Source organism: Maribacter sp. PR1 (assembly GCF_028464145.1).
Taxonomy (GTDB): Bacteria; Bacteroidota; Bacteroidia; order Flavobacteriales; family Flavobacteriaceae; genus Maribacter.
The window spans coordinates 45,489-70,625 of the sequence record NZ_JAQPCG010000012.1; the positions used below are offsets into that span (position 1 = coordinate 45,489).

Below are 25,137 nucleotides of genomic sequence, written 5' to 3' on the forward strand. Positions count from 1 at the left end.
GCACCCTCAATCGGTTTTGTTAATCAATTATAACTTCGAGACCAGCTTTGTTGGCCTTATATTTTATTTTGGTCATCAAATCATTGTAGCTCCAATTTCTTAATACAAATCCCTCTCCCTTAGCAATCTCAGATTTTTCCTCCTGATTCAAAAGTATGAGGGTTCCTGCTCTATGTTTAACACAAAAATCAATCAACCTCCTGCTATAGACATGCAAACGGTTATGGACATATTTACGTTCCGTTTGACCAAGTCTGTCAACTGCCTTTAGTTTTCTTTTAATGCCTTTACCCGATTTGGAATAGGTCGCCCCGATCTTTGCCCGTCTAAGTGCCGATTGTATCGCCAGTCTTCTGTATAAAAATTCTTCCTTTGTGCCAATAGTAAGCCTTGTTTTACCAACCTTAACAACAATGGGATATTCAAGGGATAAAGAAGCCTCTGCAATAGTCTCTGGCCTTAGGTCATGGCTTTCTTTTTCAATCTCGAATACTGCCAACAAAAAAATCTTGCCATCTTGTAGCTTGATGTGTGATGTGCACAGTTTAGTCTCTCCCTCGACTACCCGTTCCAACAATTTTCGTTTATCTGTAAAATCCTTGCCTAAGTAGGTGTGAAAGGGAATCCTGAACAAACGAAAGCAAATGGCTTTTTTCTCTTCATTGTAGTGTAATCCACTCATACCTTCCAAATCAAAAGGGAAGGCCATATCTCTCCTAAAGTTTTTCAAAGATCGTTCACCGTTCCAATACTCTGGCCTGTTCTTTTTAAATGATGAAATCAATGCCTGGTTCAAATTGGACAATATGTTTGTGGGGATTTCTCCTTTAAAACGATCTGATACCACTCGATAGGTGGTATTGATCCTAGAACGGTTAAGGATTCCTTTCTCATCCTTCTTTTCATCTGCCAATTTATATTTTATCCCTTCTGAGAGATAGAAGAATTCCCTTATCATTTCCTGAACATAAAGGTGGGTCACTATAAGGTTGGCAGCCCTAAAGCATCTGTTCTGCCATTGATACAGTTTATCCAAGGCCTCTTTTTTTTCTTCTTTGGTAGGGAGGTCTATCAGTAGTTGGATCTTTCGAGTGAGTTTTAGCGTTGACTTTTCCATGTTAGGCTGATTGCAATTGATGTTTTGCTTCCATTAGCCTATAGGCTATCATGAATTCCTGATGCACCTCCTTTTGGGAGAGATTAAGTTCGTTGGCTATTTCGGAAAAGGAATAACTTAGCTCGCAACGCATTTTAAGCACCCTTGCTTGCTCTTCGGTCATCTCACCAGTAAACTTTATCTCATCTGTCTTGTTGTTACTGGAATCAAGCTTATTTCCTTGATGGAGAATGGTTTTAATATCTTCAATGGCTTCCTTGATCTCTCTACAGGTTTCATTGATACCTTTTCCCATTGCTTTGGAAATGACCTTATACTGAAAGCCATATTTCAAACAAAGATTGATCACATGCCTTTTGCTGTCATCCAATAAGGGCAGGACGCGTTTGATACTTTCAAACTTCTCTTGTTCCCCTTCCTGAAGTTTAAAATTGTTATTGTCTTCAGCGGGGTCATACCCGACCATATAGTCTTGGTAATTCTCAAAACTCTCCAACGAGTGGACTTTCCTGAAAAACTTGTTCCTTGGGCGTGTATAGTATGTAATGCACTCCCTTTTCATCACAAACCGCAGGAAAAAATAAATGTGCTTGGGTGATTCCAATGTATCTCTATTCACCCACAGCTTCAAGAAGACATCCTGAACCAATGTTTCCACAACAAAACCATCATCGAGAAAGCTCTTGCCCAACCAGAAAATCGGTTTGTAATATTTGATATAGATTTCCGCAAAAGTTGAAGAGCAACCTTTCTTCAATAATTCAAGATGCCTGTTGTTGATATTTGAAATCATGAGGAATAAATTATAATAACTACTTACCAAATGTAATCATTTATTTATTAATCGTAATTATTAACTTATTATAAGTATATTTTACAGTACTATAAATGAATTACTTGTCATTTTAGGGTTAACAAATACGCCCATGACAAAAAAAGATGATCATAAAGACCCTGCACTGGTTTCCATAGGTTCAATGTTCGAGACGGGAAAAATTCGAAAGATGTACACACTTGCAGAATTATATCCGACCAGAATAGCGAAATCACTTGGTATAAATTATGGCAGGTACATGGTCAAGTTGAACCATCCTGATAAGTTCACTATGGGGGAAATTGTAAGGCTTGCAGACTTACTCGATATTGAACCTGATATGATAACCAAGGTCATATATGCTGAATTGAAGTAAAATTTGAAACTAGCTGCGGAGTACCATTTTTTTCCTGACTATTTCTATAGAGGTTATTTTCAAAAGCTCAATAAAATGTCTCACTATCATCAATACCCAGCTTACTAAAATTGTGAGGCTTGAAAGCTCTAACCCACTTATATAATTTAACTATAAATTAAATTTAAAAAAGATGAACCCTTATATTCTATTAGGAAGGATTTTGGAGAGATTTTATGGTAATGGGATTTCAAAGGTCAATGGGTATAAAGGATTTGAATATATACATGAAACCAGAAGTACTGTTTATGTAAAACGGGAAAATGGAAAAGAAGCTCCTATCGCGTTTGAAAAAATCATCGATGGAATAGAAGCATTTCAATTAAAACCCGAATTATATAATCAGGGTCCATCCGCATTGAGGGATTATGGTATTACTCATATTACTAGCCCTGTATGGTCTCTATTGCATCTGCTTCAGATTGAAGACTATGAAAAAAAGGAATTAGCGAGACATCAGATTAAGAAGATATCAATTCTTGATGAACATGGTATTTTGGAACATGAGTTGGAACTCTCCTGGCGAATCTACGAACTTGCATTGAATGCTTACCATCATGCAGATTACTTATTTCTTAAAGCGAGTGAAGAAGAGAAGAGAATTATATCCAATTCGAAGTCTTTAAAATTTCTGAGAGTAGTATGTGCCAGAACATGTATTTTAGAGTTATCCAAATTACTAACAAAAGGGCGAAATAACCATTATAGTTTTTGGAACTTAGTAGTTAGGTTGAAGAAAAAGAGATTTGTTGGAAATATTAATATCTCAGCAGAAACATTAAGTGAAATTGAAAGGTCTTTGTTTACCAATAAAGATATCATTGAGAAAATTAAAACGATCAGAGATAAAGTGGTAGCACATGATGATTCCAATAATCATCTTATTTCAAGACAAATTTTTAATAATCTTTTGCCGTTGCTAGAACTGACACACTCTATACTAAGTAAATTGTGTATTGAGCAATATCAAAAAGTCTGTCCACCTGAGCCAAAGAACGATATAAGACTTGATATATTTGATCATTACTAATTTGGAAGTGTTTAAAACCAACCACCCCTAATTCGGTTAATATAAAGAAGTTAATCTCAATAACACTGCTTCTTCTAAATAAAAAGCGAACGAAACGCAGTGAAGTGCTGCAAGCGTCCCAAATTCTTACCCCAACTTTTGCGCATGGATCCTGTCGGGTTTTTGTAGTGTTCAGGTAGATAAACGAAAAGCAAAAACCCGAAAGGGCGCAACCTACTTTTTGGATTGCACTATCCATACCCTTAACAATTCCCCTGACCGTTTCCACTCCCCTTCCAAGTGTCTTGATAATATTGTTTTTCACTTGAAAGAATAAAGTAATTATATTTAAGAGCAGGAGAGGTTTTTTTAAAGCACATAATATTTTAGTCCACATTAAATATTCCAAGACCTAAACAGTGAATACGATGTTGATAGCCAGTATCATTTTGATTGTAGGACTGTTGTTATTTTTTCATCAATGGTTAGAAAAGAAAAAATACCAAGACAATGAATATTTAAGAAATCTACAGCTGGCCACTAAATTTCTTGCCCACATTCAAACATTGAACGACTACGTAACTTGGGTACAACGTGACCAAATAAAATCAGAGTATTCAGCCGTAGGACAGTTCTTTGAAAACAAAACCAACTTCTACAAAAAAGAAGAAACCGTTAAACGCTTTAATCAAGTTTTTGGCAATTTTGATAACTACATAGCCACCTACAACCGAAACTATGTCGCAACACAAAAAGAAAAACTAAAAAAGTATTTCGACAATATTGAAGGAAAAAAGTTGGATGACCAACAACGCAACGCATTGATTACAGATGAATATTCAAATTTAATAATTGCAGGTGCAGGTTCTGGAAAAACGCTGACAATCCTTGGAAAAGTCCAATACCTTATTGAAAAGAAAAAGGTTGACCCCAAAGACATCTTATTGCTGTCATTTACCAAAAAAACAGTTGAAGAATTAAATGAAAGACTAAAAGAAATAGAACTTAAAGTTGAGGCAACCACCTTTCATAAATTGGGTTACGACATAATCAGAAAATATCATCCTGAAACTCCTGCTGTAACAAATGAAAACACTCTAAGTGAAATAATCAGAACGTACTTACTATCGGACATTTTTAATGATCCAGAAGCATTGCAATCATATATCCAATATGTTGCCTGCTATATGAACATTCCAGAAGAGCATGACGCATTCGATTCATTCGGTGAAAAATTAGACACAGAAAAAGGAATTGATTTCCATACACTGAAGTCAAAATGTGAACCATTGAATATAGTTGAAAACCCCACACTGGATACGCTACAAGGTGAAAGGGTGAAAAGTGTGGAGGAACTCACCATAGCCAATTTTTTGTACCTCAACGGTATCGAGTATGTATATGAAAAACCGTATCCCCATGGACAAACAATGTACCGTCCAGACTTTTACCTAATTGACCATGATATATATTTAGAGCATTTCGGTGTGGACGAGCATAATCGGGCAAAATGGCTTACCTCTTTTAATGAGCAAAAGTATGTAGAGGAAATGCATTTAAAAAGGGAAACCCACATAGCACATAACACCAAATTATTAGAAACGTATTCCTATTACAATAGAGACAACATTTTGTTGGAAAAGCTTAGGGAAATGTTGGAAATGGAGAACATTACCTTAAAGCCAAGGGATGCTAAAGACATTTATGAAAAAGTATCTGATAATGGCAAAAAATTCGGCGAAGAAATAAACAAGCTAATTGAAAGCTTTATAAACCTGAGCAAATCAAGGCAATTGAACCAGCATTCGCTGATGAATTTATTTTCTCATAAAACTAAAATCAAAAGTGATTTTATGCTTGAACGGCAGGACATGTTCTTAAAATTCGTGATTCCAATTCTTGAAAAATATGATAATGTCCTAAGAGAAAGAAATGAGATTGATTTCAACGATATGATAAATAAAGCTACTGATGTTATAACAAGTAACAAACCTCAATATGCGTATCGGTACATTATCATTGACGAATATCAGGATATTTCATTTTCACGTTTTAATTTGATCAGAGAAATTCGGGATTTATCAGGGGCAAAATTGGTTTGTGTAGGAGACGATTGGCAATCGATTTACCGTTTTGCAGGAAGCGATGTGTCCTTGTTCAGCAATTTCGGGAAGTATGTCGGGAAGTATGAGAAATTGGTAATCGAACAGACCTATAGAAATTCACAATCGCTTATTGATATCACTTCAAAATACATACAGAAAAACACCAAACAGATTTCCAAAAAACCTAAGTCCCGGAAGGAAGCTTTGGATGACCCAATTAAATTTGTTCATTACAAACCAGAAGAAATTGAGCACGCTTTCATTGACCAAATACAATTACTGGTAAACAGATATGGCAATAAATCGATCTTGGTCTTGGGCAGACACGGTTTTGACATCAATGACTTGATAAAACTAACTCCAAACAGCAAAGTAAAATACTTTGCAAGATCTGGAAAACTAGAAGTAAAGGGCTTTGAGGATGTTGACATTAAGTACCTTACCGTACACAAATCAAAAGGTACGGAAGCAGAGAATGTTATAGTGTTGAACCTTAGAAATCATTTGCTCGGTTTTCCCAACAAAATGACGGATGACCCTATTTTATCGCTTTTGCTCAGTGAGGATGAAGGATATAGATTTGCGGAAGAACGTAGATTATTCTATGTTGCATTGACAAGAACTAAAAATGAGGTTATATTATTAATTCCGTCCGAGGCTTCCTTATTTGTAGAAGAATTAATGATGTATAACAATTATTTATTATCCAATTCAGAAGGAACATTAAATACTACAAATTGCCCTTATTGCAAAACAGGAAAATTAGTTATCAGACAAAATCAGAGAAACGGTAATCAATTTTTAGGGTGTTCTCATTATCCTAGCTGTAGCCAGACGTTTAGCGATATAGAGATTTTAGAGGACAAATTCCTTTGTCCCGATTGCAAAAGTGGTTTTATGACAAAGAGAACAGGGCCATATGGGAACTTTTTAGGGTGTACAAATTATCCCAAGTGCAGAAGTACAATAAAATTATGACGCTTATTGGATTTCAGTAACCCATGTCCTCACCCGTGCCCCTAGCCTTATCGATAACCCTCCCAAGTGCTTTGATGATCTTGGCCGCCATCTGTACTTTATTGGTCGGGATACTTGGAGCTTTGACCCCCATGGTCTTAAGAAGTTGAAAGGCCATGTCCTTTTCCTTGGTGGGCAGTCCCATCACCTTGGCAAAGAACTTCCCCGGCTCTTTGGCATGGGCCTTTCTCCCAACATAGGATTCCACATAGTTCCTTTTAAACCCCGTTGTCCTGTCAAAAGTCTTCTCCGCTGCTTGGTAAAAACTGTCCCTATCAAACCCTCTCTTGACCGTCTTTCCGTTCAGTTCCACCTCGGATGCCTTATGTTTTGCCATCGGGGAAAGTGTATAGGTGTTTGTCACGTCCCTTCTACTGACAATGATATGTATATGGGTCTGTGGCCCCTCCTTTTGCATCCCTGCGGCCACCAATTGCCCGTTCTGTTTGTGTGGGGCCAACCTTTCTTGCTCTTTGATTCTCTTTTCAAGCTCCTTGACATTTCCGAGGGATTCGCCCCGTTCCACTTTCCGTATCTCGTTCCTGAGCCTTGCTATTTCTCCCCGGTAGGGTGCATTCTCTTGAACCTGTTTGTCAAAGCCCCTATAGGTACGTTCATGCTCGATCTTGGCATAATACTTTAGGTTCTCCACCTTGACCTCTTGGTTGCGATGGAAACTCTTGGCGTAGTCCTCCATGAGCTTCCTTGTGTATTCCCTTAGCATGTTGGGGTCATTGCCAATCGCTTTTAGTTCCCTTTGGTTGGGACTTACCACTATGGAATAGAATTTAGGATCCTTCTGTCTCAGTTTAGCGGTATTGGCATCTATCTCATCGATGACCGTTTGAGGGCTTACGCTGTCGTTCTCTTGGTCAAAGAATTCCTCCCTCTGTTCGGGCAATCTGTCCTCGTTTTCCTTTTCCAGATAGTCCACATAGTTCCCTACACTGGAGTTGTAGGTACTGCCCATTTTCTGTGCTGAGATGGTAAGGTACATGAGCGTTATTTTAATCGATGTTTCAGGCTTTCAAAATCCCCGATGCCCATATTGATCTTTAGATATGGCTTTCCCATCATCGGCTCCACTTTCTCCACATTGTTGATGATTTCAAGGCAATGCTTTTTATATTCTTTGAATTCTTGCAGCATTCTATCATGCTCTGTTTTCGGGACGGTGTTTCTAGGCTCCAAAAAATCCATTCGCTCTTTCTGTATCTGGACAGGGTCCCGTCTCGGTTTCCTCCCATCCTTTACATAGGCCTCATAAAGAATGAGCATCATTTCATAGGTGGGCCGGATACTGGTCTTTTCCATGTTCTTGATTATGGCGATGAGCCTATCGAACTTTTTCATCATCTGACGCTCCATCTTTTTGATACTGTCAAGGATGATCTTTGTTCCCTCCCCAAAAGGGTCAAGGTCGTTCTCCTTGAAGTATTGTACCATTCCATCCAACACCTCGCTATGGGATTTGTTGAACCTTTTGGAATAGCTGCGAAACCGTGTGGTCGTTTCCTTCTTTACGGTAATATTGGAATAACCACCTTTTCCTTTCTTTGTTCTGTCATTTATTTTTTGCTTTTCCATAGGTGCGATTTTGTTTTTTAGTGAAATTGCGTCAATTTTTTCGTCAAAAATTTCCAGTGTTTACAGGGCTTCCCAAAGGGTTTACTGTAGATTTCGGAAAAGTCTACTGTAGCCCCTGTTTTTGCACAGTATTCCAAAAAGTGTTCAATCATCTGGTTTTCAACTTATTGAAGACCCGAAAACAACCGTGATGGCGCAATTTGCGCATCACCCTCTTGCTATTCCTTTTCTTCGTTCTACTTCGATCAGGAATACCTTTTGTTCCATTCTATAAGAAAAGGCTGAAATCCGAAGTGAATCCCGTATTCCCTTCCAATATCATTTCCTCCTGCTCGGTCCATCCAATCGTAGCAAGTTGAACATTTTAATGAACCGGTCGGCCAGCTGCTTGCCGTACCGTTCTTCAATTTGGCCTAAACTTAGATTCGTGGTAATATGGGTCTTGGTACCTAGACTTTCAAAATTGCGATAACGGTTCAGTAGAATACGTTCAAACACTTCTTCCTTCCCATATTGAAAAATGTTATTTCCTTTCATTTCAGCTCCCAGATCATCAAATAGAAAAATCCCTCGGGAATAATATTGGATGACATCCTCTTTGTTCTTTTCCAGATTGAACTTGGCTACCACTTCTTGGGTCGAAATGGCAGGGAACCATAATTCAGGCACCTGATAGTGTTTGGCCATATTTTGGATGATGTGAAAACTTGAGGTCTTCCCGGTCCCGTACGAACCAAACACCAATAATCCTTTTCTCAAGGAGATGTTTTCCAAAAGTTCAAAGGCCTTGTCCCGGTTCCAATATTTGCAGAAGTGTTGCAAGAAACTTTTGTTGGAACCATCCACTTCAAAATCCAGATCGGTACTGGTATAAATTTCTTGGGCCATTTTGAAAAATAGCTTTTTGAAAACATAAGGCTCGCATAGCGGCCCTTTTATTTCCTTTTCTTTTTTCAACAGCCCTGATAGTTCCTTTTTCATGATTCCTATTCCAATATTGGACTTCTATTTTCAATGTTTTCTTTTAAAGAAGTAATTGATTTTTTAGCTTGTTTTGTAATTGGTTTATTATGGTGGTCATTTTTGTCAATGCTGTTAGGATAAAACTGTCGATGCTGCCTGGACAGAATTGTCAAGTCTGAATCGACAGCATGGAAACTGAATTGGAGCATACTTCTTAGGTATCTCTTTCTCCCATCAAAGGATGCTTCCTCAATCCAACTCAATGCCTTTAGTTCCGATATATATCGGGAGACCTGTCTTTCGGAGATTTTCAGGAACGAGGAAATGTATTTGTTCGACATATAACACTCTTTGCCATGCTCCGTAAAGCTGTGGATTTCCAGAAACAGGATCTTGGCATACCAATTGACCTCGGTATTCAAATAGATCTGTTTGGGAATCCATATGCCCTGAAAATTTCTATCGGTGGCTTTCATAGTGCATTAATTGCCCCGATGGTGTTTTTTCAAATGGGTGTTTACCTTTTCTTCGAGTTCCGCTTCGGCATAGGAAGGATTTTGAAGTAGCCATTCCTCTATTTTCTCACGCTCGAAAAACAGGGACCCATTTGTAGGTTTTGAAAAGGGAATCAACCTCGCCGATGTGAGCTTATAGATTTTGGAAAGGCTCCAACCCGTATACATTTGCAAATTTGTAACGTTAAAGACCTTTTTTTTGACCAGTGCGGCTTCATCGAGATGGTCGATCTTTTCAAGGAGTAATTGTACCAGGGAAGAATTTTGTTTGTTCATAATGCTTTCAAATTAAGTTTTCACTCTTTTTCCATGACTAGCCCATGGAACTATTTGAAAGCAATTTGAGTAGGATTGCCAATGGAATCAAGTAAAGGAATGGCTTCCGCCGTTTTTCTTTACTTTCCTTTTCATTTTATGGTCGACCAAGAAATACAAGATGGTTCTCGATATCGATTTTCAGGTCCATACGCCGTTTGGGATTACAGTTTTTCCAACCCGAGTGTGCCTTTTGGAGTTGTTTTACGGACCATTCGCTATCGTTCGATTTAAAATTTTTGGTGATATACCTGCATAGGCTTAATAGATTTTCGCCATAGTACCCTTCCAGGTTCTCTTCCGAGATATGGTTGAGAAACTCGAAAAAAAGCCGAAAGTTGGGAAGTTTTCTATCCGTAAGCGGTAGCCAGATTATTTTCTCGGGAACTTGTTTTCCCGACAACAGTTTTAAGAAGTCCTCCTGACTTGTTTTTAAGTAATCCCGGAAAAGGTTTGAATTATTATAATCTATCTTCTTTACTTGCTTAGCGAAACGGAAAGGAATCCTAAAATTGCTATCCCCGACCTTTACAGTGGTCTTTTCTTTTTGAATAGGATAGGGAGTCCTATAATCCAGGAGCTGGGAAACGTAGATTTTTGACAATACCAAAAACAGAACGGTTAAAACCAACACCAGGAAAAAACCGAAATATTTTAGGTATGGCATTTCCTGCTCGGACAGGAACGGCCACAGCTGCCAAAGTACAAGAACGTACGATCCCAGTCCCAGGACCAGGACGATCCAATGGGGAACTTTCGCTGTTTTCCATGCCCTGCCCGTTCGATTCATATCGAAAATCGCTTTGTCGATGCGCCGGAAAAGCCAAATTATCGTATTTTTAAGGGACGAATTCATAACCGCATGAGAGCCGTTTATGAAGATAAGAAGATATATGCAAAGAATATTTGTTTCACCTATGTTTCACCCCTGCCAAAAAAGAAAGGCCCCGCATTACTGCGAAGCCTTGTCTTTATTAAGTGGGCCCTACTGGATTCGAACCAGTGACCCCCTGCTTGTAAGGCAGGTGCTCTGAACCAACTGAGCTAAGAGCCCTAAAAGGAGTGCAAATATAGAATAGTTTTGTTTACTCCAAAAGAAAAAAATAAAAAAATTATAGAACTTCGGCCACTACAAAATTACTCCCTCCAATAAAAATAAAATCAGAAGCTGTAGCCGCTTGTTTTGCAGCCATATAGGCACTATTTACATCCTCGAAAACAACACCGTTCAGATTATGATTTAATGCCTTTTCACTAAGTTCGGTAGCAGATAGCCCCCTAGGCATATTAGGTCTACAAAAATAATACCTGGCGTTTACCGGAAATAAAGGTAAGATAAAAGCCAAATCCTTATCTTTTACGAAGCCCAAAACCATATGCAAGGAATCATAGGACTCTTGCTTCAACTGTTCTAAAACTAAGACCAACCCTTCTTTATTATGGGCCGTGTCACAGATTACTTTAGGGTTTTCCCCCAATTGTTGCCACCTACCCAACAATCCTGTATTTTCCACAACATTTAACAAGCCTTCTTTAATGTGATCCGAACTTATGGAAAACCCTGTTAACTCTTTACAAACCGCTAATACACCCTTGATGTTTTTTTCTTGGTAAAAACCTTTAAGGGATGTTGTGTATTTTTTAAAATTTTCTTTATCAGCAAAAATTAATTTGGATTGCTTTTCTTTTGCAACCTTACGAAACACATCTGCTGTTTCATTTTGATATTCGCTTATAACAACTGGTGTCTGTTTTTTAATTACACCTGCCTTTTCTGATGCGATTTTTTCCAATGTATCCCCTAGCATATCAATATGGTCATAGCCAATATTCGTGATAAGTGATACCTCAGGCAATATTATATTGGTGGAGTCCAACCTACCCCCCAACCCTACTTCGATAATTGCAATGTCTATTTCATTTTCGGAGAAATATTGAAAGGCCATGCCAACCGTCATCTCAAAAAAGGAAAGTTTCTTTTGCTCAAGGAATTTTTTATTATTTTCAATAAAGTTGATTACAAAGGTTTTAGAAACCGGAACCCCATCAATTCTAATTCGCTCCCTAAAATCCTTTAGGTGTGGAGAGGTATAAAGTCCCACTTTGTATCCAGCTTCTTGAAGTATGGAAGCGAGCATATGACTACTAGAACCTTTTCCATTGGTTCCTGCAACGTGAATACTTTTGAAATTATTCTGGGGGTTTCCTAAATATTCCGCGAACTCAAGAATTCCATTGAGCTTATGATTAAACGCTTCTTTACCTTTTTGTTGATACATTGGAAGTTGGGCAAACATCCAATCCAAGGTCTGTTGGTAAGTCACTCTCCCAATTTGAAATTCACAACGACAAACCCAATTTGCTGACTGGGGGCATTGGAATCAAGATTCCATTTATGCATAAAAGCGGTCTTTCTAGCGGGCTCCAACAAACATGGACTATTATTGGTGGTTCCTCTCACCCCCGGTTCTGCTTTTATTACCTTTCCACTTCGATCTACAGTTATCTTAACAACCACACGACCCGACTCGTTACATTCCTGCGGAACTTTGCCTTTATTCACCAAGGAACGACCATTAAGTCCATATCCTCCTGTACCGCTTCCAGAACCGGGACTACCATAATAGCTCGTGGCATAAGGGTCACCATCCGGACTTCCTTTGTCTCCTGCCCTATTATCATCGCCTTCACTGCCCGAAGCAGTGCCCTCAGATTTATTTAGCCCCCCCATAAGTTCGTCCAGCTTTTTCTTTTTGGCCTCCTGTTCCTGCTTTGCCTTCTCCTCCGCTTCTCGCTTTTGCTGCGCTATTCTTTCCGCTTCCGCCTTTGCTTTTTTCTCGGCCTCCTCTGCCTTACGTTTTTGCTCTGCAACAGCGGCATCGGCCTTTTTCTTTGCTTCTTGGGCCTGTTTAATTTTTATGGATTCTTCATCCTCTTGGGTTAATACCTTTTCAGCAGGAGCTTCTTTAACCTCTTCTTGAACTTTTTCGGGAATTTCCTCGGCTTCTGCAACTTCCTGTTTCGTTGGCTCTACAGGAGGTGTATCCATCGGTTCGGACTGAACTTTTTCTTTTGGCTGGACCCTACCATTTCCAAAATCAGTTGTTCCAAAATTGACAGAAATACCATTTTCTATAGGTGGATCCATATAGGTTAGCCCAATGTAGAAAAGCACCAACAACAAAATGCTAAGCAGCAGTGTTGTTAGTGTTAAGGATTTTTTCTTGTGTCTCGTGTCTAAAAACGCCATTAGTTCGGCCGCACCGCCAAAATGACCTTGTAATTATTTCTATTAGCAATATCCATTACGTTTACTGCCTCCTTAATTGCGACATTTTCTTCCGCCCTTAAGATAATCGTAGGTTTATCTTGACCTTCTAGTGCTTTTTTTAATTCAATTTCAATGTATTCTCCGTTTATTCTCTGATTGTTCACAAAATACTGCAAGTTCTTATCAATACTTACTGAAACATTTTGTGTATTGGTAGATTTTCCTTTTGCCTTGGGCAATAGTAAATCCAATGCATTCGGCGAATTTGCCGTTAGCATGAAAAATATCAATAACAGAAAAACAATATCTGTCATAGAAGACATGCTAAAGTCTGGACTAACTTTGTTCCTTCCTTTTAATTTCATATTGAAAAATTAAAGTGGTTCGTTCAACAAATCCAGAAACTCTACGGCATTGGCCTCCATCTTATGGACAACTTTATCCGTTCTGTTCACCAAATGGTTATATCCCATATAGGCAATAATACCAACGATCAAACCTGCTACCGTTGTGGTCATCGCTGTATAAATTCCAGAGGCCAAAGACCCCATTTCCGCTTGACCACCACTACTGGCCATTTCATGGAATGCCAAAATCATACCAATCACTGTTCCTAAGAATCCAATCATAGGGGCCGCACCAGCAACTGTTGCCAAAACGCTTACATTTTTTTCGAGTTTATAAACCTCTAAAGTACCAGCATTCTCAATAGCAGTATTGATATCATCCAAGGGCTTTCCTATTCGGGAAATCCCTTTTTCAGTCAATCTAGCCACAGGTGAATCTGTTTGCGCACAAAGTATCTTCGCGGCTTCTAACTTACCAGTCGTTACGTGGTCTCGAATTTGGTTCATGAAATTCTTGTCAATCTTGGAAGCGGCATTTACGGCCAAAAGACGTTCAAAATAGATATACATGGCCACACCCAACATTAAAAAAAGTACGGTAATGATAATAACACTTCCTGTACCCCCATTAAAGACCAAGTCCATTACGGATAGTGTCTTTTCTTCGGAAATTACTTCTCCGGTGGCAGGATCTTGTGACAAATCTTGTAATAACATAGTATTCTTATAAATCATAATTTGCCATTATAACGGTAATTTCCGGATTAAATTATGCGTTGAGTATAAAATCCCTAATTAAAATAAATGCTCCCGCACCAGCAATAAAACCAATAAAAGCTAACCATGTAATTTTCTTAAGATACCAGAAAAAGTCAATTTTTTCCATCCCCATTGCAACTACACCTGCCGCGGAACCAATAATCAGCATACTACCGCCCGTTCCCGCGGAGTAAGCAATAAAGTGCCAAAGCGGATTGTCCATTGGTTCACCGAACATGCCCATACTGGCCGCAACCAATGGCACATTGTCTATTACGGCGGAACCAACACCAAACAACATTACAACGATGTCGGTATTCGGAATAGCCGAATTAAGACTTTCCGCATAATGGAAAAGCATACCCAAAGATTCCAAAGCAGCTACCGCCAACAATATTCCTAAAAAGAAAAGTATGCTTGGCAATTCTATTTTGGACAAGGAATGGTGCACTGGACTATGATGCCCTTCACTATCATGTCCCTCCCCATCAACAGAGCTTATACTAAATTTTTTATTACTATAAATTTCCGCAAAAGTAGCGACCAATGCCAAAGAAAGCATCATACCAACATAAGGTGGCAAATGCGTAATTGTCTTAAAAAAAGGCACAAAAACAATTGCTCCCAAACCTAGGTAAAGCATCGTTGAACCGTACTTGGATTTAGGTACTTCACTCTCGAATTCCCCCTCAATGTTACCTTTAAACGCCTTATATGTACCCGCAATCAATACCGGAACAACCATACAAACCACAGAAGGAACCAATACATGCTCTATCAATTGCGCAGCAGAAACCTTATCCGCAATCCAAAGCATTGTTGTGGTTACATCACCTATAGGAGACCAAGCACCACCCGCATTTGCGGCAATAATGATCATACCCGCAAACCAAAGACGTGTATTTCTATCATTAATCACTTTTTGTAAAATAGTGATCAAAACTATGGTCGCGGTGAGGTTATCTATAATAGCGGATAAAATAAATGCCAGAATGGAAAACAACCACAATAGCTTTTTCTTACTCCTTGTCCTTATATAGCCCTTTATCGTAGCAAATCCATCAAAATAATCTATGATTTCCACAATGGTCATAGCACCCAACAAGAAAACTAGTATTTCGGCTGTTTTACCTAAATGATGCAATAGAATCTCATCCAAATGTGTGGGTTCCAGCTCCCTCAGTTCGGCATTTACTTCAAATACATCCATGTGATTTAAAGCTATAATGGCCCACAAAATTGCCATCATTGCCAAGGCCGGAATTAATTTGTCAATCTTCAGGTTATGCTCTAGGGTAATTGCGAGATAACCCGCTAAAAAAACAATAATAATAATGGTTTCCATTCGATGTTGGTTTTAGTTTTCTCTAAATATATTTTTTCAAATATAAGACTCAATTATAACTTTTGAAATTTCCTAAAGATATCTAAAATTGTCAATGTTTCCATAGTCAAAAATGGAATATCCCTGATAATATTGAAACTCATACTATTACCAATCAATTTTTAACAAAATCAATTTTTCAATTTAAGTATAAAATACGATTGGGTATCTTAAAATTAACATTGCGCATCCTAATGTTTTATAAAAGCCGCCAAAAAATACCTGTCAGAAACTTATATTTGTAGCCTATACCTTAATATGCAAATCCAGATGAATTTTAAACTTAGCGAGGAACAAGAATTAATCAAACAGGCGGCCCGTGATTTTGCTAAAAATGAACTTCTTCCCGGGGTAATCGACAGGGACGAAAAACAAGAATTCCCAAAGGATGAAGTAAAAAAAATGGGGGAATTGGGATTCCTTGGAATGATGGTGGACCCCAAATACAACGGGAGTGGTCTTGACACCTTATCTTACGTTTTAGTAATGGAAGAGCTTTCCAAAGTAGATGCCTCATCATCCGTTATTGTGTCGGTAAACAATTCCTTGGTATGTTGGGGTATAGAGAAATTTGGAACAGATGAACAAAAAGAAAAATATTTAAAAAAGTTGGCTACCGGGGAAATAATTGGCGCGTTTTGTCTATCCGAACCCGAAGCCGGTAGTGATGCCACCTCCCAAAAAACAACTGCCATAGACAAGGGCGACCATTACGTTCTTAATGGAACTAAAAACTGGATTACCAATGGAGGTACTGCAGCGGTTTATTTGGTCATTGCCCAAACCGACAAGGATAAAAAACATCGGGGAATCAATGCGCTTATCGTAGAAAAAGGCATGGATGGATTTGAGGTTGGCCCTAAAGAGAATAAATTGGGAATAAGGGGCAGTGACACACATTCCTTAATATTTAATGATGTAAAAGTTCCGAAAGAAAATAGAATCGGTGAAGATGGTTTTGGTTTTAAATTTGCCATGAAGACCTTGGCAGGCGGTAGAATCGGTATAGCAGCCCAAGCATTGGGTATTGCTGCAGGAGCCTATGAACTTGCCCTAAAATATTCCAAAGAAAGAAAGGCATTTGGAACAGAAATAAGCAATCACCAAGCCATAGCCTTCAAACTTGCAGATATGCATACTCAAATACAGGCAGCAAGGTTATTGGTTTATCAAGCAGCTAAAGACAAGGATAATGGTGACAATTATGACCTGTCTGGTGCAATGGCGAAATTATATGCCTCCCAGGTTGCGATGGAAACAACCGTGGAAGCTGTTCAAATTCATGGTGGAAATGGATTTGTGAAAGACTACCACGTTGAAAGATTGATGAGGGATGCAAAGATTACCCAGATTTATGAGGGTACTTCGGAGATTCAAAAAATAGTAATTTCACGTAGCATAATAGGATAACATCTCAGATTTTTTTGACTGTACCCTACTTTTTATGGGGTTAAACAATGTCTACCTATGATTATCGATTGTTAACTATGGCATAGGAAAGGGTTAAATTGTTATAATCATTTATAAATAACATTTACCCCCCTCTAATACCATAGGGGTTATTCCATAATACCCTACATTTATCAATATGATAAATTCGACAGTTCAAAAATTATAATTTAAAGGTTTTTTAACCTATAATTAAAAACGTTGAATATTTTACTCATTTATTAAACAATCACTGATTATAATTTAAATAAAATAATATTTTTGGAGAAATACGATAAAATATGAAATTGAAGAAGCAAGGGCTATATCTGCCAGAATTTGAACATGACAACTGTGGAGCCGGTTTTATTTGTAGTCTTAAGGGAAAGAAGTCAAATGACATAATTCATAAAGCTCTTGAAATTCTTGAACGCCTTGAACACAGAGGTGCTGTAAGTGCTGATGGCAAGACGGGTGATGGTGCAGGGATTTTAATAGATATACCCCATAATTTCTTTAAAGAGGTCTGTACTTTTGAATTGCCTGAACAAGGAGAATATGCCGTAGGCAACGTATTTTTTCCTCAAAAGCAAAATCAACGTGAATTCTGTATTTCTATTTTTGAGGAGAATATTAAGAAACAAGGCCTTAAATTATTGGGGTGGAGGGATGTTCCTGTAAACCGTTCGGTTCCCGGCAGAATAGCTGCGGAAACGGAACCCTTTGTAAAACAAATATTCATTGCCAAAGAGAAGGAAGAGCAAACGTATTTCGAGTTCAATTTAAAATTGTTTATTGCTCGAAAGGTTACCGAGCATGCCATATTAAAATCGAAACTTTCCGAAAGTAAGTTTTTCTACGTACCCAGCCTTTCTACCAAAATAATCATTTTTAAGGGCTTGCTTATGCCGATGGACATTAGCCTTTATTATTCAGATCTAATGGACCCAAGAGTGGTTACCAGATTGGCTTTGGTCCACCAACGGTTTTCTACCAACACTTTCCCCACTTGGGATTTGGCCCAGCCTTTTAGATATATGTGTCATAATGGTGAGATAAATACTTTAAGAGGGAATGTTTCAAGAATGTACTCCCGTCAGGAACTTCTTGAAAGTGATATGTTCGGTGATGAGATAAAAAATGTTTTGCCCATAATTTTACCTGGTAAATCGGATTCAGCTACTATGGATATGGTTGTTGAACTTCTATTGATGACAGGCCGTTCGTTACCTGAAGTAATGATGGTTTTAGTACCTGAGGCATGGGAAAAAAATACAGAAATGTCCGAAGCTAAAAAGGCTTTCTATGAATACCACTCTTGTATCATGGAGCCATGGGACGGACCTGCTTCCATCCCGTTTACCGATGGGAATTATATAGGGGCAGTTTTAGATAGAAATGGCCTTAGACCATCCAGATATTCGGTTACCAAAGATGACTACGTAGTCATGTCTTCTGAAACTGGAGTTGTGGAAATTGCACCAGAAAATGTCGAGTTTCACGGTCGCTTGGAACCTGGAAAAATGTTCTTAGTGAATATGGAAGAAGGTCGTATTGTCAACGATGAGGAAATTAAGGAAGAAATAGCCAAGAAAAGACCCTACAAAAAATGGTTAGATAAAAACTTGGTTCACTTAAAGGATATACCGTATAATGATTGTCCTTTGTTTTTAGGAGAAGCTTCTTTGGAAAAAAGAAAATCTGTCTTTGGTTATACCTTGGAAGATATCAATACGATTATCCTGCCTATGGGTAAAACCGGAAAAGAACCAATTGGCTCAATGGGGTCGGATACGCCCATCGCTGTTTTATCTGAACGCCCTCAACTAATTTATAACTACTTTCAACAACTATTTGCGCAAGTAACCAACCCACCTTTGGATGGAATCCGGGAAGAACTGATTACCGATATCAGTTTAACCTTGGGTAGTGACCATAATATTTTTGAGTTTTCCGAATTTCATTGTAGAAAACTGAAAATTCAAAATCCGGTTATCTCCAAGGAAGATCTGGACAAAATAAAGAATTATGACGCTAGTCCAGACTATAAGGTAGTGTCCATTCCAATATTGTACGACGTTGAAAAAGGCCACAACGGTCTAGAAGACGCCCTGCAATCTATCTTGATGCAAGCATCCAAAGCCGTTGATGATGATGCGAATATCATCATTCTTTCCGATAGAAACGTAAGTGAGGACGAAGCCCCCATACCAGCTCTACTGGCCTGTTCGTTCGTAAACAGCGGACTCCAAAAATTGGGTAAGCGTTCAAAACTGAGTATCATCGTAGAATCTGCGGAACCAAGGGAGGTTCACCATTTTGCAGTGTTATTTGGATTTGGCGCAAGTGCAATCAATCCTTATTTGGTAAATGAAATAATAGGGGAACAAATTAAAGAGAACGATATCACGGAGTTCACTTTTGAGGAGGCCGTAAAAAATTACAACAAGGCCATCGGAAAAGGTATTTTAAAAGTGATGAACAAAATAGGTATCTCCACCCTAAACTCATACAGGGGATCACAACTCTTTGAATGTATTGGTATTAACACCAAAGTTGTTGAAAAATACTTTCCAAATACACCTACTAGAATACAGGGTATTGGACTTTATCAAATTGAAAAAGAAGTTGCTAAGCGACATAGAAAGGCATTTAATAAAAATGAAGTTGAAGCTAACCTAGATTTAGAAATTGGAGGTGAGTACCGTTGGAGAAGAAATGGAGAAAAACATATGTTCAATCCTTTGTCCATTGCTAAACTTCAAAAATCCGTACGAAACAACGAGCCTGATACGTATAAGGAGTTTTCGCAAATGGTCAACGAACAATCAAAGAGCTTAATGACCATAAGGGGACTTTTTGAATTTTCCAATTACGACCCTATTCCAATAGATGAAGTTGAACCTTGGACAGAAATCGTAAAAAGGTTCAAAACGGGAGCTATGTCATATGGTTCAATAAGTAAAGAGGCCCATGAAAACCTGGCCATTGCAATGAACAGGATTGGGGGTAAAAGTAACTCCGGGGAAGGTGGAGAAGATGAAACCAGATTCTATAAAAATGCAACCGGGGATTGGAGAAATAGTGCTATTAAACAGGTTGCGTCAGGTAGATTTGGGGTAACCTCGAATTATTTGACCAATGCAAAAGAAATTCAAATAAAAATGGCTCAAGGGGCCAAACCTGGTGAGGGTGGACAACTACCGGGACCAAAAGTAAACCCCGCCATTGCAAAAACTAGAAATTCTACGCCGTATGTAGGTTTAATTTCGCCACCACCACATCACGATATTTATTCAATCGAGGATTTATCCCAATTAATATATGATTTAAAATCTGCAAATAGAAAAGCAAGAATCAATGTGAAATTGGTGTCGGAGGTTGGTGTAGGAACAGTTGCTGCAGGAGTGTCCAAAGCAAAAGCAGACGTCATCTTGGTTTCCGGTTTTGATGGAGGAACTGGTGCTTCACCGCTTACATCCTTAAAACATGCAGGCTTACCCTGGGAGTTAGGTATAGCTGAAGCACAACAAACTTTGGTCTTAAACGACTTAAGAAATAGAATAGTCTTGGAATGTGATGGTCAGTTAAAAACGGGTAGGGATGTCGCCGTTGCGTGTTTGTTAGGAGCCGAAGAATTTGGTTTTGCAACAGCACCATTGGTTGCTTCGGGATGTATCATGATGCGGGTATGCCATCTGAACACTTGTCCAGTTGGTATCGCAACACAAAATCCAGAACTCCGTAAAAAGTTCGAAGGTAAACCTGAACACGTGGTCAATTATATGTATTTCGTTGCCCAGGAACTAAGGGAAATTATGGCACAGCTTGGTTTTAGAACCATTAATGAAATGGTAGGACAAGTACAGAAATTGGATCGTAAAAAAGCAATAGACCATTATAAGGCGAACGGTATTGACCTAACACCAATTCTACACCAGGTTGATGTACCTAAAGGAACCAAATTCTATAATACGGAGAAGCAGCATCATGATGTTTTCGATTCCATTGAATTTGACATTATTGAAAAAGCAAATCCTTCCTTGTTCAGAAAGGAAAAACTGACATTGGATTATCCAATTTGCAATACGGACCGTGCAGTAGGCGCTATCATCAGCAACGAAATTTCAAAGACGTACGGAGCGGAAGGCTTACCAATAAACACTCTAAAACTTAACTTTACAGGATCGGCCGGACAAAGTTTTGGAGCTTTCGCTACGCGCGGCTTAACCATGATTGTCAATGGTAATACGAACGATTATTTAGGTAAAGGCCTTTCCGGAGCAAAATTAGTGGTTAAAGTTCCTGATGGTTCTACAATAGTTCCTGAGGAAAATGTAATAACGGGGAACGTAACTTTATACGGAGCAACAGCGGGTAGAGCCTATATAAATGGTAAGGCGGGAGAGCGCTTTTGTGTTAGAAATTCCGGTGCAAAAGCAGTGGTTGAAGGAATTGGAGATCATGGATGTGAATATATGACCGGAGGAATTGCGGTCATCCTTGGCGAGGTAGGAAGAAACTTTGGTGCAGGAATGAGTGGGGGTATAGCCTATGTTCTAGATAAAAAAGGAACCTTTCGAAAAAGGTGCAGTAGTGAAGGCTTGAATTTGTTGAAAGTTGAAGAAGATCAAGACATCAAGGAACTTAAAGATTTAATTACGAGTCATTATAATGCAACCTTGAGTCCTTTGGCTCAACGGATTTTAGAAAAATGGGAATCTTATTTACCTAAATTCATTAAGGTTTTCCCAGAAGAATATAGACAAGCATTGATACGATTGGAAAAGGAAAATTTACAAACAATATAAAATCGAGAAATGGGGAAGACAACAGGTTTTTTGGAATTCGATAGAAAGATAGAATCATATGCGCCGGTAGAAGAGCGTATAAAACACTATAGGGAGTTTACCCTCCCTATGGAAGAGAAAGATGTAAAAGATCAAGGTGCACGCTGCATGGATTGTGGAATACCATTTTGCCATAGTGGTTGCCCACTAGGTAATTTAATTCCTGATTTTAATGATGCTGTTTATCGAGGTAAATGGGAAAAGGCAAGTGAGATATTACATGCAACCAACAATTTTCCGGAATTTACAGGCAGATTGTGCCCTGCACCCTGTGAGGAAGCATGTGTATTGGGAATAAACGAAGATCCGGTAACAATAGAGAATTTAGAAAAAAACATTGCTGAAACCGCATTTGAAAAAGGTTGGATTACTGCTAGACCACCGGAAAAAAGAACCGGAAAAAAAGTGGCTGTAATAGGGTCGGGTCCTGCTGGCCTGGCCACTGCACAACAACTGAATAGAGCTGGTCACGAGGTAACAGTTTTTGAAAGAGATGAAAAACCTGGTGGTTTACTCCGATACGGTATTCCAGATTTTAAAATGGAAAAGCGAATTATAGATCGTAGACTAGAAATTTTAAAGGAAGAAGGCATCACCTTTAAATGTAGTGTCCATGTAGGAAAAGATATTAAAGCGGACAGCTTAAAAGGCGATTTTGATGCGATTGTCTTAACTGGTGGGGCTACTGTAAGAAGGAAATTACCAATTGAAGGTGCTGACTTAAAAGGAGTCGTACAGGCTATGGATTTCCTTGGGCAAAATAATAGACGTGTAGATGGCATCAAAGATTTAGGGGAAGAGATAATGGCCACTGACAAAGATGTGGTGGTTATTGGTGGTGGCGACACGGGATCTGACTGTATTGGAACCTCTTTTAGACACGGTGCCAAATCCGTTTCAAATTTTGAAATAATGCCCATGGCAACTACGGATAGACCAAAGGACCAACCTTGGCCATTTTGGCCTATGAGGTTAAGAACAAGCTCATCCCATAAAGAGGGTGCGGAACGCTTTTTTAGTATCTCTACTAAGAAGTTTATAGGAGATGACCAAGGGAACCTTAAAGGACTAATCACTTCGGAAGTGGAATGGATCAAAGTCCCTGGTGAAAGACCACAATTAAAAGAAGTAGAAGGAACGGAAAAAGAATGGAAGTGTGAATTAGCACTATTGGCACTAGGTTTTACAGGATCTGAAAATACGGTTGCAGAACAACTGGGTCTTGAAATGGATACCAGAACGAATATCAAAGCTTCGGAAGTAGATTATAAAACAAATGTTCCCGGAGTTTTTGTTGCAGGTGATCAACGAAGAGGACAATCCTTAATCGTTTGGGCCATTTCGGAAGGTAGACAAGCTGCATACCATGTGGATAAATATCTAATGGGAGAATCCTCTTTACCTTTAAAAGGTGATGGTGACTTACCTCGAGCTTAATTATTAATTCAATGACTTGAAAAGGGGCCTTCTAAAAAAAGGTCCCTTTTTTATTTTAAAAGGTGCTAATCTTTTGTAATCTTACTACCCCACCATTCCTGATTGGGTTTAAAGCCATCGGATAGCATTTCTAACCGCTCAGCTTCTAGTGAGGGCCACTTTTCATCAACAACCTTCTGGTGCCTTCTGCTAGCAAGTTCAGAATCGTATTCTGGGTCTGATTCTGGCGATTTCGCTCCGACATTTGTTAACCATGCTAAAAGCTTTTTACTGAGTATAATTGCTATATCTGGTTGTTCTTGAATTACATTGTGTTGTTCTCCTGTATCAGCGATAATATCATAAAGTTCCTCACTGCCGTCTTCCCAATAATGTATCAACTTCCAGTTTCCCTCTCGTATTATTGAAGAAGGATTACCTCCTTGGTTGCCATAATGAGGATAGTGCCAAAACAAGGGCCGATCAAAATCCAATTCCTTTCCCTCCAAAATAGGCTTTAAACTAACACCATCAATATGTTGATATGTTAAGGGGTCCAAACCTGCCAAGTCCAATAGGGTCGGATAAAAATCGGTTCCGATAACAGGGTAATCACTGGTACTTCCTCCATTGTTTAACCAAGGTACATTTATCAAATAGGGTTCACGTATTCCCCCTTCCCATTGGTAGCCCTTTCCGCCTCGAAGGGGAAGATTGGAAGTTGCATAGGCATCTCCCGAAGCCACCCCTCCATTATCAGAAGTGAAGACCACAATAGTATTCTTTTCCAAACCCTTTTCTTTTAATGCTTTAAGGACAACCCCAACAGCATCGTCCATATTTTCCACTAAACCAGCATACACTGGATTATCCTGTATTATGCGAACGGGCAATACTCGTTCCATGGCAAAACCCTGATTGGCAGTTTCCTGCATTTTGGCCTTGTCCTTGTATTTAATCCATTTTTCTTGGGTGGTTTGCAAGGGAGCATGTACGGCATAAAAAGATAAAAAGGCAAAAAAAGGTTTATTTCCATGCTCCGAAATAAACTCAGCAGTTTCATTTGCTAATCGTAAACTAAGTTGCTCGCCATTTTTCCGGTTGGGTAAGCTTGGGTTTTCCCAGGGTGAAAAAAATCCTCCAATAGGACTACCTTTCTCCCACCCGCCTTTGTTTATATCAAAACCATGGTCTTCAGGATAGGAGCCCTCATTTCCCAAATGCCACTTACCTGCAAAAAAGGTAGTATATCCATTTTCCTTAAAGGCCTCTGCAATCGTAATTTCATTGGATGGAAGATTTTGATTATAAGCAGCTGGCAATAGTTTATCATGTCTCCCTAAATCTCTCCAGTTTTCTCCAGATTTGGCGCCAATCCAATCCGTAATACCATGTCTTGCAGTAAACTTTCCGGTCATGATACTTGCTCTTGAGGGACTGCACACCCTACTAGCGGCATAGCCTTGGATAAAACTTACACTCTCGGAAGCCAATTGGTCTATATGTGGTGTTTCGTAGAAAGTACTACCCGTGGCACCTAAATCTTTATATCCTAAGTCATCCACTAAAATGAACAATACGTTAGGTGTTTTAGGAAACTTAGGTTGGTTGTTTTCACATGAAGTGCATATGAATATTATTATAGTTAAGAAAATATATTTCATGACTCCATGTTTGTTTTCCCAAATATAGAAAAAAGCAAAATTGGAATTTTACCCAATAAAAAAAGCCCCTTACCTAACGGTAAGGGGCTTCGAGGAAGGCGGCTACCTACTCTCCCACTTGGTATAGCAGTACCATCGGCGCAAACGGTCTTAACTTCCCT

Annotated in this window: 20 protein-coding genes and 1 tRNA gene; 6 read left to right on the plus strand and 15 right to left on the minus strand. The window is 38.9% G+C overall.

What is annotated here, in order from left to right:
- Nucleotides 1-19: 19 nt before the first annotated feature.
- Nucleotides 20-1,117: a hypothetical protein gene (locus PP182_RS19955; RefSeq protein WP_272653016.1), complete on the minus strand. Its 1,098-nt coding sequence runs from the start codon at nt 1,115-1,117 to the stop codon at nt 20-22.
- A gap of 1 nt (nt 1,118) precedes the next feature.
- On the minus strand, nt 1,119-1,910 hold the full coding sequence (locus PP182_RS19960) for an RNA polymerase sigma factor (RefSeq protein ID WP_272653017.1): 792 nt from the start codon (nt 1,908-1,910) through the stop codon (nt 1,119-1,121).
- Between the two features lie 133 nt (nt 1,911-2,043).
- On the opposite strand from PP182_RS19960, the gene PP182_RS19965 reads away from it, so the two are divergent.
- The 3 genes from PP182_RS19965 to PP182_RS19975 all read left to right on the plus strand — a co-directional run bounded on the left by PP182_RS19965 (nt 2,044) and on the right by PP182_RS19975 (nt 6,438).
- Nucleotides 2,044-2,307, plus strand: coding sequence for a hypothetical protein (locus PP182_RS19965; protein WP_090294722.1), 264 nt, complete (start codon nt 2,044-2,046; stop codon nt 2,305-2,307).
- Between the two features lie 172 nt (nt 2,308-2,479).
- The gene (locus tag PP182_RS19970; RefSeq protein ID WP_272653018.1) at nt 2,480-3,376 is read left to right on the plus strand and encodes an AbiU2 domain-containing protein; all 897 of its coding nucleotides are present in this window, start codon (nt 2,480-2,482) and stop codon (nt 3,374-3,376) included.
- A 407-nt stretch (nt 3,377-3,783) separates the two neighbouring features.
- Complete coding sequence (locus PP182_RS19975) at nt 3,784-6,438, plus strand: UvrD-helicase domain-containing protein (RefSeq protein WP_272653019.1); 2,655 nt, start codon at nt 3,784-3,786, stop codon at nt 6,436-6,438.
- A 13-nt stretch (nt 6,439-6,451) separates the two neighbouring features.
- Here PP182_RS19975 and mobB read toward each other — a convergent pair whose 3' ends face one another.
- From mobB to nhaD, 12 genes are all read right to left on the minus strand, one after another.
- On the minus strand, nt 6,452-7,474 hold the full coding sequence (mobB, locus tag PP182_RS19980; RefSeq protein WP_272653020.1) for a MobB family relaxase: 1,023 nt from the start codon (nt 7,472-7,474) through the stop codon (nt 6,452-6,454).
- Between the two features lie 5 nt (nt 7,475-7,479).
- The gene (locus PP182_RS19985; protein WP_272653021.1) at nt 7,480-8,064 is read right to left on the minus strand and encodes a BfmA/BtgA family mobilization protein; all 585 of its coding nucleotides are present in this window, start codon (nt 8,062-8,064) and stop codon (nt 7,480-7,482) included.
- 318 nt (nt 8,065-8,382) lie between these two features.
- A complete protein-coding gene (locus tag PP182_RS19990) occupies nt 8,383-9,045 on the minus strand; it encodes a hypothetical protein (protein ID WP_272653022.1) in 663 nt (220 codons plus the stop codon).
- Between the two features lie 5 nt (nt 9,046-9,050).
- Nucleotides 9,051-9,503 (minus strand): helix-turn-helix domain-containing protein, encoded by a 453-nt coding sequence (locus PP182_RS19995; protein WP_272653023.1) that lies wholly within the window; start codon nt 9,501-9,503, stop codon nt 9,051-9,053.
- Between the two features lie 6 nt (nt 9,504-9,509).
- The gene (locus PP182_RS20000; RefSeq protein ID WP_272653024.1) at nt 9,510-9,818 is read right to left on the minus strand and encodes a DNA-binding protein; all 309 of its coding nucleotides are present in this window, start codon (nt 9,816-9,818) and stop codon (nt 9,510-9,512) included.
- 136 nt (nt 9,819-9,954) lie between these two features.
- Entirely contained in the window at nt 9,955-10,647 is a 693-nt protein-coding gene (locus PP182_RS20005) for a hypothetical protein (RefSeq protein WP_272653025.1), read from the minus strand.
- A 189-nt stretch (nt 10,648-10,836) separates the two neighbouring features.
- Nucleotides 10,837-10,911 (minus strand) — tRNA-Val (locus tag PP182_RS20010).
- A 58-nt stretch (nt 10,912-10,969) separates the two neighbouring features.
- The gene (locus PP182_RS20015; protein WP_272653026.1) at nt 10,970-12,181 is read right to left on the minus strand and encodes a bifunctional folylpolyglutamate synthase/dihydrofolate synthase; all 1,212 of its coding nucleotides are present in this window, start codon (nt 12,179-12,181) and stop codon (nt 10,970-10,972) included.
- Complete coding sequence (locus PP182_RS20020) at nt 12,178-13,107, minus strand: energy transducer TonB (RefSeq protein ID WP_272653027.1); 930 nt, start codon at nt 13,105-13,107, stop codon at nt 12,178-12,180. Before PP182_RS20020 ends, PP182_RS20015 begins: the two co-directional genes overlap by 4 nt.
- Nucleotides 13,107-13,493, minus strand: coding sequence for an ExbD/TolR family protein (locus tag PP182_RS20025; RefSeq protein ID WP_272653028.1), 387 nt, complete (start codon nt 13,491-13,493; stop codon nt 13,107-13,109). The genes PP182_RS20020 and PP182_RS20025 overlap by 1 nt, the downstream gene beginning before the upstream one ends.
- Nucleotides 13,494-13,502: 9 nt before the next feature.
- Nucleotides 13,503-14,192 carry a MotA/TolQ/ExbB proton channel family protein gene (locus PP182_RS20030; RefSeq protein ID WP_272653034.1) on the minus strand — a complete coding sequence of 230 codons (690 nt, stop codon included), beginning with the start codon at nt 14,190-14,192 and terminating at the stop codon, nt 13,503-13,505.
- A gap of 52 nt (nt 14,193-14,244) precedes the next feature.
- On the minus strand, nt 14,245-15,579 hold the full coding sequence (nhaD, locus tag PP182_RS20035) for a sodium:proton antiporter NhaD (protein WP_272653029.1): 1,335 nt from the start codon (nt 15,577-15,579) through the stop codon (nt 14,245-14,247).
- A gap of 309 nt (nt 15,580-15,888) precedes the next feature.
- On the opposite strand from nhaD, the gene PP182_RS20040 reads away from it, so the two are divergent.
- The 3 genes from PP182_RS20040 to PP182_RS20050 all read left to right on the plus strand — a co-directional run bounded on the left by PP182_RS20040 (nt 15,889) and on the right by PP182_RS20050 (nt 23,333).
- The gene (locus tag PP182_RS20040) at nt 15,889-17,028 is read left to right on the plus strand and encodes an acyl-CoA dehydrogenase (protein ID WP_272653030.1); all 1,140 of its coding nucleotides are present in this window, start codon (nt 15,889-15,891) and stop codon (nt 17,026-17,028) included.
- 320 nt (nt 17,029-17,348) lie between these two features.
- A complete protein-coding gene (gene gltB / locus PP182_RS20045; protein ID WP_272653031.1) occupies nt 17,349-21,857 on the plus strand; it encodes a glutamate synthase large subunit in 4,509 nt (1,502 codons plus the stop codon).
- Between the two features lie 9 nt (nt 21,858-21,866).
- The gene (locus PP182_RS20050; RefSeq protein WP_272653032.1) at nt 21,867-23,333 is read left to right on the plus strand and encodes a glutamate synthase subunit beta; all 1,467 of its coding nucleotides are present in this window, start codon (nt 21,867-21,869) and stop codon (nt 23,331-23,333) included.
- Between the two features lie 65 nt (nt 23,334-23,398).
- Here the strand turns inward: PP182_RS20050 and PP182_RS20055 are convergent, their stop codons facing one another.
- On the minus strand, nt 23,399-24,976 hold the full coding sequence (locus tag PP182_RS20055) for a sulfatase (RefSeq protein ID WP_272653033.1): 1,578 nt from the start codon (nt 24,974-24,976) through the stop codon (nt 23,399-23,401).
- Nucleotides 24,977-25,137 lie beyond the last annotated feature (161 nt).

Bases quoted from the DNA above. Each gene is read 5' to 3' on its own strand.
- PP182_RS19955 (WP_272653016.1), bottom strand. From the start codon at position 1,117: ATGGAAAAGTCAACGCTAAAACTCACTCGAAAGATCCAACTACTGATA.
- PP182_RS19960 (WP_272653017.1), bottom strand. From the start codon at position 1,910: ATGATTTCAAATATCAACAACAGGCATCTTGAATTATTGAAGAAAGGT.
- PP182_RS19965 (WP_090294722.1), top strand. From the start codon at position 2,044: ATGACAAAAAAAGATGATCATAAAGACCCTGCACTGGTTTCCATAGGT.
- PP182_RS19970 (WP_272653018.1), top strand. From the start codon at position 2,480: ATGAACCCTTATATTCTATTAGGAAGGATTTTGGAGAGATTTTATGGT.
- PP182_RS19975 (WP_272653019.1), top strand. From the start codon at position 3,784: ATGTTGATAGCCAGTATCATTTTGATTGTAGGACTGTTGTTATTTTTT.
- mobB (WP_272653020.1), bottom strand. From the start codon at position 7,474: ATGTACCTTACCATCTCAGCACAGAAAATGGGCAGTACCTACAACTCC.
- PP182_RS19985 (WP_272653021.1), bottom strand. From the start codon at position 8,064: ATGGAAAAGCAAAAAATAAATGACAGAACAAAGAAAGGAAAAGGTGGT.
- PP182_RS19990 (WP_272653022.1), bottom strand. From the start codon at position 9,045: ATGAAAAAGGAACTATCAGGGCTGTTGAAAAAAGAAAAGGAAATAAAA.
- PP182_RS19995 (WP_272653023.1), bottom strand. From the start codon at position 9,503: ATGAAAGCCACCGATAGAAATTTTCAGGGCATATGGATTCCCAAACAG.
- PP182_RS20000 (WP_272653024.1), bottom strand. From the start codon at position 9,818: ATGAACAAACAAAATTCTTCCCTGGTACAATTACTCCTTGAAAAGATC.
- PP182_RS20005 (WP_272653025.1), bottom strand. From the start codon at position 10,647: ATGAATCGAACGGGCAGGGCATGGAAAACAGCGAAAGTTCCCCATTGG.
- PP182_RS20020 (WP_272653027.1), bottom strand. From the start codon at position 13,107: ATGGCGTTTTTAGACACGAGACACAAGAAAAAATCCTTAACACTAACA.
- PP182_RS20025 (WP_272653028.1), bottom strand. From the start codon at position 13,493: ATGAAATTAAAAGGAAGGAACAAAGTTAGTCCAGACTTTAGCATGTCT.
- PP182_RS20030 (WP_272653034.1), bottom strand. From the start codon at position 14,192: ATGTTATTACAAGATTTGTCACAAGATCCTGCCACCGGAGAAGTAATT.
- nhaD (WP_272653029.1), bottom strand. From the start codon at position 15,579: ATGGAAACCATTATTATTATTGTTTTTTTAGCGGGTTATCTCGCAATT.
- PP182_RS20040 (WP_272653030.1), top strand. From the start codon at position 15,889: ATGAATTTTAAACTTAGCGAGGAACAAGAATTAATCAAACAGGCGGCC.
- gltB (WP_272653031.1), top strand. From the start codon at position 17,349: ATGAAATTGAAGAAGCAAGGGCTATATCTGCCAGAATTTGAACATGAC.
- PP182_RS20050 (WP_272653032.1), top strand. From the start codon at position 21,867: ATGGGGAAGACAACAGGTTTTTTGGAATTCGATAGAAAGATAGAATCA.
- PP182_RS20055 (WP_272653033.1), bottom strand. From the start codon at position 24,976: ATGAAATATATTTTCTTAACTATAATAATATTCATATGCACTTCATGT.